14 protein-coding genes are annotated in these 13672 nt (G+C 57.8%); 3 read left to right on the top strand and 11 right to left on the bottom strand.

Annotated elements, in window-relative coordinates:
• Positions 1–22: 22 nt before the first annotated feature.
• From OKC27_RS15835 to OKC27_RS15825, 3 genes are read left to right on the top strand one after another with little or no spacing between them, the layout of a single operon-like run.
• On the top strand, positions 23–559 hold the full coding sequence (locus tag OKC27_RS15835) for a Mu transposase domain-containing protein (protein WP_407705665.1): 537 nt from the start codon (positions 23–25) through the stop codon (positions 557–559).
• Entirely contained in the window at positions 546–1286 is a 741-nt protein-coding gene (gene istB, locus OKC27_RS15830; RefSeq protein WP_134696677.1) for an IS21-like element helper ATPase IstB, read from the top strand. Before OKC27_RS15835 ends, istB begins: the two co-directional genes overlap by 14 nt.
• A gap of 47 nt (positions 1287–1333) precedes the next feature.
• Positions 1334–1570 carry a DndE family protein gene (locus OKC27_RS15825; RefSeq protein WP_265177115.1) on the top strand — a complete coding sequence of 79 codons (237 nt, stop codon included), beginning with the start codon at positions 1334–1336 and terminating at the stop codon, positions 1568–1570.
• A 122-nt stretch (positions 1571–1692) separates the two neighbouring features.
• Here the strand turns inward: OKC27_RS15825 and OKC27_RS15820 are convergent, their stop codons facing one another.
• From OKC27_RS15820 to OKC27_RS15770, 11 genes are read right to left on the bottom strand one after another with little or no spacing between them, the layout of a single operon-like run.
• Complete coding sequence (locus tag OKC27_RS15820; RefSeq protein WP_199415342.1) at positions 1693–1968, bottom strand: hypothetical protein; 276 nt, start codon at positions 1966–1968, stop codon at positions 1693–1695.
• An 18-nt stretch (positions 1969–1986) separates the two neighbouring features.
• Positions 1987–2616: an RDD family protein gene (locus tag OKC27_RS15815; RefSeq protein ID WP_134696673.1), complete on the bottom strand. Its 630-nt coding sequence runs from the start codon at positions 2614–2616 to the stop codon at positions 1987–1989.
• Positions 2617–2640: 24 nt separating this feature from the next.
• Positions 2641–3294: a hypothetical protein gene (locus OKC27_RS15810; RefSeq protein WP_042047766.1), complete on the bottom strand. Its 654-nt coding sequence runs from the start codon at positions 3292–3294 to the stop codon at positions 2641–2643.
• Positions 3294–4343, bottom strand: coding sequence for a hypothetical protein (locus OKC27_RS15805; RefSeq protein WP_134696671.1), 1050 nt, complete (start codon positions 4341–4343; stop codon positions 3294–3296). Before OKC27_RS15805 ends, OKC27_RS15810 begins: the two co-directional genes overlap by 1 nt.
• A gap of 17 nt (positions 4344–4360) precedes the next feature.
• The gene (locus tag OKC27_RS15800; RefSeq protein WP_134696670.1) at positions 4361–4849 is read right to left on the bottom strand and encodes a hypothetical protein; all 489 of its coding nucleotides are present in this window, start codon (positions 4847–4849) and stop codon (positions 4361–4363) included.
• Between the two features lie 9 nt (positions 4850–4858).
• Complete coding sequence (locus OKC27_RS15795; protein ID WP_134696668.1) at positions 4859–5503, bottom strand: hypothetical protein; 645 nt, start codon at positions 5501–5503, stop codon at positions 4859–4861.
• Positions 5504–5534: 31 nt separating this feature from the next.
• Positions 5535–7559: a hypothetical protein gene (locus OKC27_RS15790; RefSeq protein ID WP_199415344.1), complete on the bottom strand. Its 2025-nt coding sequence runs from the start codon at positions 7557–7559 to the stop codon at positions 5535–5537.
• Between the two features lie 15 nt (positions 7560–7574).
• On the bottom strand, positions 7575–9089 hold the full coding sequence (locus OKC27_RS15785; protein WP_199415345.1) for a peptidoglycan-binding domain-containing protein: 1515 nt from the start codon (positions 9087–9089) through the stop codon (positions 7575–7577).
• Positions 9090–9100: 11 nt separating this feature from the next.
• Positions 9101–10537: an ATP-binding protein gene (locus OKC27_RS15780; RefSeq protein WP_134696666.1), complete on the bottom strand. Its 1437-nt coding sequence runs from the start codon at positions 10535–10537 to the stop codon at positions 9101–9103.
• A gap of 3 nt (positions 10538–10540) precedes the next feature.
• Positions 10541–13033, bottom strand: coding sequence for an Hsp70 family protein (locus OKC27_RS15775; RefSeq protein ID WP_134696664.1), 2493 nt, complete (start codon positions 13031–13033; stop codon positions 10541–10543).
• Positions 13030–13401 carry a hypothetical protein gene (locus tag OKC27_RS15770; RefSeq protein ID WP_042047760.1) on the bottom strand — a complete coding sequence of 124 codons (372 nt, stop codon included), beginning with the start codon at positions 13399–13401 and terminating at the stop codon, positions 13030–13032. The genes OKC27_RS15775 and OKC27_RS15770 overlap by 4 nt, the downstream gene beginning before the upstream one ends.
• Between the last annotated feature and the right edge of the window lie 271 nt (positions 13402–13672).

Below are 13672 nucleotides of genomic sequence, written 5' to 3'. Positions count from 1 at the left end.
TGCGCGTTGACGCACCTGCCTCATTCACTTCGACCGTAACAGCTACAGAGTCGACAGCCGTTACGCCCATCGGCACGTTACCGCCAGGGTCTTCGCGGATCGGCTCCAGGTGTATGCCCAGAGCGAGCTTATTGCCGAGCATCCCCGCCAGTTTGGCCGGGACAAGACCCAGTTCGCCCCCTGGCATTACCTCGACCTGCTCGAGCATAAGCCAGGTGCCTTGCGCCACGGTGCGCCCTTCAAGGAGTGGGTGTTGCCGCCGGCGTTGAGCCGCTTGCAGCAGCAACTTCTGAGTCGCAAGGGCGGTGACCGGGACATGGTCAAGTTACTGCTGGCCGCCCGGCAGGACGGGCTCGACCTGTTGGAGCAAGCCTGCCAGCAGGTACTGCAACTGGGTGGCAGCTCGGCTGAGCTGGTGCTCAACCACCTGCAGCGACTGCGCCGCCCCCTCGACGTGCCACAGGTCCATGCTCAGGTGGTGCCGCTTGCACAGCCCCCACAGGCCAACTGCCAACGCTATGACAGCCTGTTACCGGGAGGTCAGCATGTCAGCCGATGACATTTACCAACGTCTGCAGGGGTTGAAACTGTTTGGCATGGCGGCGCTGTGCGACGAGTTGCTGGCGCATCGTGAGCGCCCTCTGCCATCGCCGGAGCAGCGGCTCAAAAGGATGATCGAAGCTGAAGAATCCGAACGTCAGTGCCGCTCGATCCGCTATCAGATGGGCATCGCCAAGTTCCCGTTGGCCAGAGACCTGGACAACTTCGAGACCGCAGACACCCCGGTCAGCCCCGTGCAACTGTCAGCGCTGGATAGAGATGACTTCCTGGAACAAAAGCGCAATCTGCTGCTGATCGGCGGAACCGGGACAGGTAAAACCCACCTTGTCATCGCTCTGGGGCGCAACGCCGTACGCCGGGGCAAGCGAGTGCGCTTCTACGGTGTGGTGGATCTGGTCAACCAACTGGAGCAGGAGAAGGCGGCAGGCAAAGCCGGACAGCTTGCCAACCGGCTGGTCAATGTCGATGCGGTGGTCCTGGACGAACTGGGCTACCTGCCGTTTGCCGAAAGCGGTGGCGCCCTGCTGTTTCACCTGATCAGCAAGTTGTACGAGCGCACCAGCCTGATCCTGACCACCAACCTGGCTTTCAGCGAATGGGGCAAGGTATTTACGGATGAGAAGATGACGACGGCAATGCTGGATAGGATCACCCATCACTGCGAGATCATCGAGACCGGAAACGACTCCTACCGCTTCAAACAGAGGATGAAATCAGCCAGCTAACCCTGGTCAATTTTGGACGCTGATCCCTGGTCATTTTTCGATGCTGATTGACAAAACGGCTAAAAAGCATGACTGGGGTAACACCCAACGTCGCCGCGCGCATTGCCTTTTTCCGCTCCATCGAGTCAGGATTTCGCTACCAGGGTGACCCACGAAAACTCGATGGCTCTCTGGTACTGGATAAGATCACTTGGTTAGGTGATACTACCCAGATCACAGAATTATTGTTGGCACTGACAGTGCAATTCGATTTCAACCGAAACAGCCCTCTAACCGCCGATTAACCAACGAGAATGGGCCATAGCTGCGACGATTGGTTCATTGTGGTGGCAAGGTCATGCTGTGGCTCGTAGCCCGTCGCGAGGCGGAAGTGATGCTCCTCCTCTCATAGTCGAGCCAGTAGTTATCAGCGGATCATCGCCAAGAGGCCAATTGCGACAACAACGCCAATGACACCGGAAGCGGCGACAGCCCCCCATGTTCCGAGCTTTGGTTTCAGCCAGTAATAGCTGCCAAAGGCAACCAGCCCGCCGACAAGGCCAAACAGCTTGACGATGATAACGGCCAGAATGGACGGCCAAAGCCAGTCCCATGAACCAGGCTTCTTCTCGGGCGTGGCTGCTGCTGGCGTCGTTGTGGGCGCCGGCGCAGATGACGGTGCGTTCGGATCTTCGTAAGCCATTGGCTTCTCCTAGTGTGGTTATCGATTTCCTGCGGCGTTCAATGCGCTAATCAAAATCAGCACGCCAAAGACTGCGGCGGTACACACAAGCGCACGAACCACTCCCCATTTTTTGTGGAGCACCACTGCACCGGCGGATGTATCCCACAACGTCGTGCCGGTTTTCGTGAGACGCCGATACGCGAACAGTTGCGTGAATAATGCGACGAATGGAATGCCAAGCCCTACACCCTGGAGAAAGACGAGAAAAGATCGGTTTAGCGCCTCTGGAAAGGACAGCAGGGCCCCGCTCGGATGGGCCACCCTGATACCGAACAGCCATTTCGCTGGCGTCGTTCCGAACAACGAGAGAAACACTGATTCCACAGGCACCCACACCAGATACAGCACGACACCGGCAATGATGGGATTCTCTATTGCCTTGGCGAAGCCCGCCGCCTGTCCTGGCATCGTTGCGCTCAACGCGAATATCAACAGAAGCAACAACAGAAACCCTGCAGTGCAAATGTCCACCGTCCGTGCGAACAATCGTCTCCATGGGTGATGTTGCCCCCCAAGAAAACTTTTGCTCTGATCAACGGATGATTTTGGCTCCTGGGTGAACCCGTCGAAGCTTGGCGACGGTGCATTGGGATCTTCGTAGGCCATTGGCTGTTCCTGTTCCTGTTCTTCTTATCGAATCACGATGCTGTTCTTCAATCGATTGTGGGCAGAGATTGCCTGCTGATCCCCTTCAATGTACGAAAGCGTGATCAATGCTTTCTCGGCGCCCAGAGGCACGTGGTACTGAGCTACCCTCATCGTCTCTGCCGAGTTGGCCGATGATGTGCGTCCGTAGCGAATGATCAGGGCGGTCTGGCCTCCAATTGGTTCAACGGCAAAGCTGGGGCGTCCGACCTCCTTCATTCCGTACTTCGCCATCCCCGCCCACATCGTTGGGGACTCCTCGCGCCAGACATCCGCCAAATCTTTCAATACCTGTTGCTTATTGGCCTGAACTTCCTGCCTAACGTCCGCTTGAGTAAGTGGCGGCTCCATTGGAATGAACGACACCCGGACAAACACCCGTGAGGGTGCTGGATAGGACTGCACCGAAAGCGACGCCACGTGATCAATGGCAACTCCGGTGACTTTCTCCGCAAACTCCTTTACACGCCTGCGCTGTTCCGCATCACTGATCGTCCAGTCGCTTGGCACTTCAATCTGAACTCGTCCCTTGACGTTGAGCTTGGTATAGCCCGGAGTCTGTGCGGCGACCGGCAAGGCGACCGCAGCCAACAAGCAGAAACACAGGGCGGAGAATATTGTTCTTGCTTTGTTCATCATCAGTTCTCGGTTAGGAGGCTGTTCAGCAACTCCTGCTGGATAGCTTGCAGTTGGCCCCGGCTCTGTGGCGAACCGGTTCCTTCATAAACATTGATCGAGAGCGGCAGGGAGTTCAGGAGCGTGATTGCGCTGATTCCCGAAATTGGGCGGCTGCTTTCCCCGACGCTCATGTTCATCCGCATGGAAAAATAGACCGCGTTCCCGTCCCGCCCAATCGGTTCAAACTTCATGTCTGTTAGCGCGACGTCGCTATTCTCGAACGACGCTTTCAGCCGTCGATTGAGCTCGGCAGAATTCACCCGAGGAGTCGACTTGGAAAGGCCGGAAAGGAATGCCTCTCGCGGCATCTCGATTCGCTGGAAATTCCCCTTCGGGCCGATAAGTTGGATTTGCAGCCAGTGATCCAGCATTTCCCTTCGCCCCATCCTGTAGTCCTCCAGCTCGGAACAAAGGACTGCTGCATGCACGAGGCGCGAACCTTCTGCGAGGGAACGCTTTGCCAAGTCCATGAGCTCGACTTCGCGCGCCGACTCACCCGGCGTGCAATAGCCACTTGGATTCGAAAACAGGACCTGCTGACCAAGCACGTTCACCGACACTGTAGCCGCTCGTTGCTGGATAACTGTCTCTTGGGCAGCCTGCCGACTCTGCGTGACTGGCGCAACCGTTGGCAGTGAATATGTCGGGACCGCAGTGACGGGGGCTTGAGCAACTGGTGCCGTCGCCGAGCGGGTGGGCTCGTTCTTGGTCGAGTTGACGAAGGCAATGAGCAGAAGCCCGATGCCCAAGCCGATACCGACCATCCATTTGCCGGTCGCCACGTCTGATGAGCCGTCGTTCTTTGATTTGGGCGGCTGTAGAACAGTCGAGGCAGCCTGGGCTTCCTCGACCTGTCTGGGCGGCGATTCGGGAACCGGAGCGGAGCTGGGCGGCGGAGTTACTTGCGACGTAGGCTGGCGGGCTGGACTGCCTTCGTCGACATCCGAAACAAGTGTCGAAAGGCCTGAGAAGCCCTTGGCGTTTCCATTCTGTTTGTCGTCAGCAGCCACGGCTCTTCATGTCCTCTTCAAAGCCGCAGCTTCGTATAGACGCCTTCGACCATACAGTCGTCTCCGTCTTCGAAGCGAAGTTGTCCGAAACCGGACGCCGACATTGTCAGATAGGCTTCTTCGCCAAGCGCAAGGGAGAGACAGGTCGATGTCTTGATGTACGAATCTGTTCCGAGGACCTCGTACCAATCATCATCTTCACGACTGACCGTCACCACGTACTTACCAGGCTTCTGCTTCGACAGGCCAAAAACCGCCTTCACATCGCACTTGTCCTTACTGTCGAAGAAGATCAGCTCTCCGCCGTAGCCGGACGCTTTGAAAATGGCCTCTTCAGAGTAGGCATAGACGTAGCAGTAGCGCGTCTGGATGATGATGTCTTTGCCGTCGATCTTGTAAACGTTGCTGCCCTTGCGGGTCAGACTCACCTCATAGTTTTCAGCCAGAACTGGCCCGGCCTGAAGGGTGATCAATGCGGCAAGCGTGGCCAGCAGGGTCTTCTTCATCACCACCGCCTATTGGGTCTGGAAGCTCGACAAGCGGCTTTTCACGAGGTCGAGCTTGGCCTTGTGGGCCAATGGCCTGTTGAAAACACGATTCTGGATTTGGTCAGACACCTTGCTGATGGCGATGTACGCCATGCTCAAGCCAGACTCCCGCTCAGACGCCTTCTTCTCGACGAAATCGTATGGGAAATTCTCGCAGAACTTGTGGAAGCCGGAGAACTGCGCGACATCCTTCGTGAATCGGAAGCCGTCTGGGGTAAGGCGCGAGCGCCGTGGATGGTAGAGGTCAACGAAAAAGATGAACCATCCGCTTCCGTCGAATGTCACGGCCTCGAACACGTCCACTTTATCGATGGCCCCGAGGCGATGAAAAAGGATGCGCTGCCCCGACTGCGTTTCGAGTCTGGACAGATATGCCAGTTGACCGATAGGCCCGTTAACCGGGATCGGGTTCGTCTCAGTAAAGCCAAATGGCCCAGACCCGTTTGGGCCCTTGTCGTAGGCAGGCGCAGATTCCAGCATCGCCTTCATCATTGGATGAACGAGCTCCAACTGGAACTTTTCGTCATCCAGGATGCGATGGATGTGCGCAAGCGCCTCTCGTAACGCCTTGTCTTCTTTGTTGCCCCCGAAGAGGTTTGATAAAAATCCCATATAAGCTGCCCCCAAAGTCGAATGGATTACGTCATTGCAGCAGTTCGCTCAGTCGGCGCAGTCCGGGCTTCTTGAAAGCCATGCGAATGAGCTGCTCCATGATGTGCGTGTTTGCGACGTGAATGTAGGAAATGCCGACATTGGTTTTCTTGTCGTCCTTGGACCCGATGCAGAACGATCCATCAGCATTCCATATCTGCACCTGCCCCCACGTGCACCGCACCCTTTCATTGGCACCCAGGAATTTGTGCTTCACCAAGGTGATGCCATCGTCGTGAAGGAGTGCGTCGCCGAAGTACAGGTCCCGCCCATCCTTCAGCGCTTCCAGCATCTCACCCAGCAGGCGGACGCACACGGCTCGCCAGAGCTTGTCAATGAACTTGCTGTAGATGTCCTCTTTCTTTAGCTCGACAACCGCCTCGGAGCGTTTGTCTCCGAAGGCAATGGTGTAGGTCGTCCCTGTCGGCACGCCGTTGACGGAGTGGCGCACGCCACCCCAGCGAACTCGGGTGATCGAGTCCAGAGAAAAACTCTGTCCTTTCCACGAGATGCCATCGGGCGAAATGCTCAGGGTGTCCTTGAACATCACACCAATTTCAGCGCGGTAGGTGATCTCACGCGCCCATTCGTCTCTGCGTGCTACCGCTTGCTTCCGCTCATGGAAGATCTCGGCAAGCGCATCCGCATCTTGCTCAACGCGCTCAGACACTTCAGGTAGCTCGGCAAACAACTCTTGAAGCAGGCCAATCAGCCGTTGGGACTGCGTCAACATGTCATGCGTGTTGAACAGGTCGATGGCGAGGCTACGTATTTCGTAGGCCAGGTCACGGCTTGCTTCATGATCGATGCCGCGCGCTTTGGCACTCAGCTGGATAGGCTGGGCGACCTTGTCCCAATTGCGCGCAACGGCATCAAGCTTGTCCACATACGGCTTGACGGCAGCTTCACCCGAGTTCGCCGATTCACGGGCGGCTTTGATCAGCTTGTGGACGTTCTCAGCTTCCTTCAGCAGGAAGCCTTGGGTTTCCACTTCGTAGCTGTCGACGAGGTCATCGATCAGTTCGGGCGCGTGATCCTCGCCGCCCAACGCAACCCCCTCCACCGTGTCCGTCATGACCTGCACAAGCGTCGTCGATGGCAGCCTGTCGAGGGCGTCCTTGATGGCGCTGCGGTAGTACCGTTTACGTTCCGCCAGTTCGGCTTCAATTTGATCGAGTGCCCGGACCTCCGGGAAGCCGGAGACAGCGCGGTCTTCATTAATGTCGCGCAGGACATCTTCGGGATCGATCTCATCCACGAGGTAAGCAACCTCCTGAATGAAACTGGCCAGGTCTTCCGCATCGTGCTCGCTATCCACCGCCTCGAAGGCGGCGGCGAGCAAATTCAAGTGTGCAAGCGTGGGCAGGCCAGATTCCTCCCTGACCGCCATAGCATCATGGAGCAGACCTTCAACGAGTTGGGATGCCTTTCGTGGAGAAACGCCGGGGAGCCATGCAATCTCCGCGCTTAACCTGGTGCGTGGATTCGTTAGATCAGACCGTGCCTTCTGGCAGACATCGTGGTCCAGCTCCAAAGACTTCTCTTCAGCCAATTCAACGATTCGCCTGCGGTCGTCGCGAGTGGTCACGCCGAGAATCGCGAAGGGCGTCTGATGGAGCGCGGTCGTCTTCAGTGTGCGTTGAGCTCGTGCTCGCGGAGATGGGGTATTCCTGGCCGATTGCACAGGAGGCACAGCGGTTGGGCGGGAGGACGCCGCTGTTGGCACTGGCGCCGCCGAGGCGCTTGATGCTGGTTGAGCGCCGAGCATCGTCATGAGCTGCGGGTCCTTCAAGGCTTCTTGCGCCTGAGCCAATGCATCAGATGGCACGGAAAGCTTTAAATGATTGCGAAGCTCGTGGCTGTAATGTGCCAGCTGCGTTTTCGACGAAAGGTGATCAGTAAGCACGAGTGACAAAGCCAGCTCGCTGTTTAATCGAGGAGTGGTTCCGCATGCACCGCAGGCGAGCAATGCGCCTGACTTCTCTGAACCACATTTAAAACAAATTGCCATGCCCATGACTGTGCCCGTCCGCTAATTACGTAGTCTTGCCAACTGCTGAGACAGACAGCGGTTGTACGCGGCCGGACCATTGACATACTTATCTGTTGAGCAGGCGGCCTCGATTGAATTTCTCTCCGTAGTTGAAAGTCTTGACAAATCTGGTCGCCCACCCTGTCGTTCCAACGCCACGAGTTGATTGTTGAGGCATCTGTTGTAAGCCGCTGGTCCGTTGACGTACTTATCCGTTGAGCACGCAGCTTCAATCGATTGCCTCTCAGAGGATGAGAGTCGGGACAAATCAGGACGTCTAGCTCCCTGACCGGACATTGCTGCAAGTTGATTCGCTAGGCACTCGTTATAAGCAGCAGGTCCGTTGACGTACTTGTCTGTAGAGCATGCCGCCTCAATAGATTGCTGCTCGGCGGAGGACAGGGCGCTTAAATTCGGTCGTCTTACACCTGCGGCCAAAGCTGCCTTCTGCCTTTCAACACATGCACGATAAGCAGCCGGCCCATTCACATATTTGTCAGTCGAGCATGCCGCTTCTAGCGATGCAGATTCTGCAGCTGACAACTGCACAGATGTGGTGGCTGGACGGCTATCTGGCTGTGGGCGTGACGAGCGGCTAGGAGCTTGCTGAAGCTGGAGAAGCAACGCTTGATCTGCGGCACCCGTGGCGGCCAAACCTCTGTCTTGCTGAAAAGCGATGATGGCGGCACGAGTGCCCCTTCCCATCAGCCCATCGGCGAGGCCGGCGCTGTAGCCAAGCTCATTGAGCTTCTGCTGAACGGCACGTACCGTCTCATCCGCAGCAGGACGCGCTTGTGCTGGTGCCGACAGGGAACCCGTGGATGGGCGGCGAGTGAATCGGCGCCTGCCTTCTGCCTGAAGTTGGCTCCGGTACGGCTCAATGTCTCGTTGGGCACTATTCAAATCATTGCGCCCTCGATTGTTAGTCTGATACTTAAATGAGCTGCAACGGCTGTTGTAGTCAGCCACCATGGCGTTGAACCGATCGACATCGGAGTCGCTGTAGTTGTTGAGGGCGGCCTTCGCGCCCTCTATGCGGATATCTTCGGCTAGGCAATACCGAATCTGAGCCATTGAAAATACCAAGTCCTGGCCAACTGGCGGCTTTGACTCTTGTGGCACGGAGGGGGCTTGCGGTTGAGCAGGCGGCGAATAGCTCGGCGCTGCACTCTGCGCGGGCGGTGAGTAGGCTGTAGCCGGTGAACTTGTAGGCTTGTTGGACTGGCCGATGAGCCAAAGCAGGCCAACGACGGCAGCTATGCCCAGCAACCACTTGCCGCCAGACGAGCCAGACGACGGTTGCGGAGGCTCTTGATACGTCTGACGCTGAGTCGGCTGCTGCGGTTGCGGTTGAGCAGTCTGCGCGGCTGGGCGTCCGGTGGACGTCGTAGAGCCGGCTGATTCCGTCTTAGGCGCAGGGGGCGGCGGTGTCGTGTCTACGTCGGACACGAGCGAGGAAAGGCCAGCGAAGCCTTTGCCTTCATTTTTCTTGTTGTTTTCTTCCTCCGCTGCCACCAGTATCTCCCTTAGATAAATCCTATGCTCCGCTTTTCGCTGCCTTCACGTTCCCGTGCAGGTGTCGTGCGCAAGGCAGCCAGCAGGCTGGCCTGGTCCAGCCTGTCCTTGCCCGAGCGTACTGCGAGCCTTGCACCTTCCCGCACAACGAAAGCGACGTCAGACAACGGTCTTCCAGCGAGATCTTGCGCCAGCGGCTTGGAGTCCACATCCGACTCCTTTGGCAAAGCAGACAACAGCTTGTCCAGGAGCGACTGCACCTCGATCTCGCTTGCAAAGTCCACCTTGATGACGTGATCGAAGCGTCCCCGGCGCTGGATGGCGGGGTCGATCATGTCGATCCGGTTCGTCATCGCGATGATCAGTACCTCGTTCTTCACGGCCTCCGGGATACGCCGCAGGAACTCGGCCACCTCTTCGACGCGGTGATGGCCCGATCCCATTTCGCGGTCAGCAAGAAACGCCTCCATCTCGTCGATCACGAGAACTGATGGCGCGTTTTCCATCGCCTTGTCGAACACCTGTGCGACCTTCTTGCTGGTCTCGTGGATGTAAGGGCTGGCCACGCTGGATGCGTCGATCTGGAAGCTCGGCCAGCCGAGGAAATCAACCAGTCGCTCGACCGCGAAGGTCTTGCCGGTACCTGGAGGGCCGTACAGGATCACGGCTGATGGGAATTCAATACCGAGCGCTTTGTAGCGGTCGCGGTGCAGAATGATGTCGACGATGTGCTCGTTGAAGAAGGTCGCCAGTTCGGGACGCCCGGCGAGTTCGAAGACCTTGTTGGGCTCCGGCTCGGCGCGTTCGACTTCCTCCACTTTCTCGGCAGGAGCAGCCTCCGTTTTTTTGGCAGGAGCCGCTGGCTTGCGCTCCAACGGGATGATTTCCGCGACGTCGAAGCCCGCCGCCTGCACGACATCCTTAAGGTGGCTCGCGCCCAGCCAGCTCATGGTCTGGCGGAGACGGCGGAAGGACGTGGCCGGAATGCTGGTGCCGCCCGTCAGCCAGTAGCCGAGCACGACATCATCGCCAGTTCTGGAGCTGATGCTGTAGGTTGGCAGCAGCCGCGTGATCTTCTCAACGTAGAGCGCATCCTGGAGCGCCGAATCCGCATCGATATCGCGTGTTGCCTTCAATGCAAGAGCAAAGGCGAGCGCCTCAGCCTTGGTATCGGGTGATCTCGCCTCGCTGACCGGGCACAGCGTCTGGCTCGGACCACACGAGATGGACCGAAGCTGCTGATCGCCGAACTGGAAGACGTTGAAGGTCTCATCATCGATCAGCCCGGCATCTACCCAATGCTGAGCCAGCGCCTCGCGTACAACGAGCGCCCGCCCACCACCCTGGGTCTCAAGAATCTGCCAGTCCGCCCCTTCAAACAGGGCGACGCGCGCCTTCGCACCGTCGGGCAACTTGAAACCGATGGGAAGCCACGCATCGAGTGCCATGGGTCAACTCCGCACGATGTTCGCGCCAGCAAGCATGTCGTCCTCACCCGCAGAACCGATGCGGATGGAGTCGAGATGGGCTACTACAGCACGAAGCTTGTCGATGTCATTGGCCTTCAACGCCTCCGCTCCCGCAGCCACCAGCTGGGCATGCTCGCGGGCATCTGGGAAGAGGTAGGTATCCTCGGCCAGCCACTTGAAGCGCTCGATGACGAACCAGTCCTGACGCCACAGGATCATGAAGTTGCGACCGCGCAGATCATCCAGGTGCGACTCGAAGTCGCCACTGTTGTTGTCAATCGCGCGCTGCGCCGTCTTGACCAAGTTGTCGAAAGACGAGGCTTCGGTGGGTCTGGCATGCTGGCGCACGACCTTGTCGAAGAAATCGACTGCCTTGTCCAGTTCCAGCTGGCGAATGTCCTTCAGATGCTCCTTGCGGGTCAGCGCCAGCAGCCGCTTGGCCTCCTGGACGTGATCCATCGCCTGCTTGGCCGTCTCGGGGTCGGCCTCGTCAGCTTTGATGGTGCTCGCTTGCTCAAGCTTCTCGCGGGCCTGCTCAAGACGTGGGTCATCGACCTTGGACGCCATCTCGTCGAGCCGCTGCAAGGTGTGGTCCGACTGTTCCTGGATGTTCTTCGCTTGGTTGGTGTAGTCGACCTTGCCTTCCTGGCTCGAGTAGAAGTTACGCCCGCTCTGGAACGAACCGCTGATTGAAGGGACTGAAACCTCCAGAACGATGTTGCCGGAGTCGAGCACTTCGTACTCGCAAATCAGCTCGGCACCGGCGGCAATGACGCCGTCGTCGAAATCCGTTCCCTTGATCTCGAACATGCCGATGAAGCGGTTGTCGTTGATGGGGTCGGAGATATCGCCCTCCCACAACTTGAACTTGATCGACCCGGCACTTCCAGCCTTGAGAGACTCGCCTGCCTTGAAGGTCTTCTTGCCTTTCTTGGGCAGCTGATCGCCCTCACGAACGAGATAATCCAAGCTCAAGCGACCGCCCACCTTGTCGCGCGCTTCCACGCCGACGGAATGCGATGCCGGGATTGCATCGATGCTAGCGGCGGTGCGTGCAATGACAATCTTGTCTTCGCGCAGTGACACGGGCCCACCGTTGGAATCGAACACGAACACCTTGAAGGTGTTATCGCCAGGCTTGGTCAGGTTGAGTTCGATACCTGCGCCATCCTTCAGTGCGATGCGTCCGGAGGACCACCCGGTGTCCAGACTGTCGATCTGAAACTCGACTCCGGCCGGAGCAGAACTTCCCAGTTTGGCGACGATCTTTGCCTTCGAGTCCGGCGTGCGCGCGATGTAGTTGAACGACAGATCAAGCGCGCCACCGGCGCTGATGGCTCCTCGGGCGCTCTTACGTCCACGGCTTTGCGACGCCCAATCGATGGACTCGGCGAAGACCGCTGCGCCTTCCGCAACGGCGGTCATTGGATTCACATCGGTGGACGGCGCGATACCGAGCTCGAAGGCCACCTTGTCACGCAAAGGCTTGTAGTGGGTTGGGCCTCCCACAAAGACAACACGCTCGACGTCGTGTGGGCTCAATCCAGCCTTTTCGAGGGTTTCGCGGGCGGACACGATGGACTCTTCCACCTTCGGCCCGATCAGACCGTCGTATCGTTTGCGATCAATGGTGATATCGATATAGATCTCCTCACCAGACTGATCGCGGACACCGAGTTCGGTCTCGGGCAGACTGACAACGGCTTCTTCCTTCTGCGACAACTCGATCTTTGCCTTCTCTGTCGCCCATGTGGCCATACGCAGGAGAGACTTGAACTGTGGGTTGGTCGTCAAGTCTTCCGGAAGATCAAAGTTTTCCAGCAGCCACGGCTTCACGATGTTGTCGAACAGAATCCGATCGAAGTCGCGGCCGCCGCACATGGCGATACCACCGTGCGCGAGAAGTGTGACGCGACCGGAAATACTCTCTGCAATTGCGATGTCGAGCGTTCCACCGCCGAGGTCATAAACGACAAACACGCCGTCATTCTTTCGCTGCCGCATGACGCTCATCACGGCGGCCACAGGTTCTTGCATCAAGGCCACTCGCCCGAGCCCAGCCGCATCAGCGGCAGCCATCGTCGAGTCCTTCTGCATCTGGTTGAACGCGGCTGGAACCGTAATGACAGTGCCGGTGTCGCCATCGCCCCGGATCTCTTCCGGCAGGTAGCCGTACAGCGCACGCAGCACCTCGGCAGAACATTCCTCTGGTGTCATGGTGAGGTTCACCGCCGGCAGCTTGACCGGCGTGCTCGTACCCATGAGCCGCTTGAACAGCACCGCCGCATTGTCTGGATTGCGGGCGGCATTGTTGTAGGCGCGCGAACCGACGTACTTGTTGCCGCGCCGGTCGATGAAGATGGCCGACGGCGTGACGTCGTGCTGTTCTGGACTCTTGTAGAGCCGGATCGACTCGCCGTCGAAGGAGCAGATGGCACTGTTGGTCGTGCCTAGGTCGATACCGACGTACTTCATGCTTCCACCTTCCTGAGCATTACCGTGCCTTGTTTGCGCAGGCCGTTCGGCCCCATGATGATTGGCTCCACCATCTGATCGACGAGCAACACGTCGTCAGGGCCGAAGTCCCCGAGGTTCAATGCCGATGCCGCCATGCCAGCGTCGTAGGGCTGCCCCTCGACGTTGACCAGCTTGAGGCCACTCGAGTCGAGGCTCTCCTCGACCTTCTTCTGGAAGTAGCGGAGCTGATTGACGTAACGACCCGACTCACCCGCATCGAGTTTGCTGACGACCTTTCCGAACAGACGCGAGAAACGCCAACTCTCGACAGCGATGTCGATCAGGGATTGCTCCATCTGCTCACTGCTTTCGGCCTGCTGGGTCATCAAATCCTCCTGTGGTTGCTGCTGTGAGGAGATGTTGAAGCGCCTGTCCCACTTGAGAACTTTCAGATTCAAATTGCGTGTTTGCCTAGTACTGATCCGCAGCTGCACCTTTGACCGGTTGCGGTTCTAACCTTTGGCAGTACCAAACAGTTTGGTTTCGGATTCGAGCCGTGTTTCGATAAAGGCAGATACTTGCAGTTCTGCAACAAGATTCTGGATCACTTACCTTCTTGAGCATCTTGTCTCACTACCACACCGTAGACGGTCTGAA

It is taken from the genome of Aeromonas sp. QDB62 (genome assembly GCF_027705695.1).
Classification (GTDB): domain Bacteria; phylum Pseudomonadota; class Gammaproteobacteria; order Enterobacterales; family Aeromonadaceae; genus Aeromonas; species Aeromonas allosaccharophila.
This window is presented reverse-complemented; position numbering and strand designations above follow the sequence as displayed.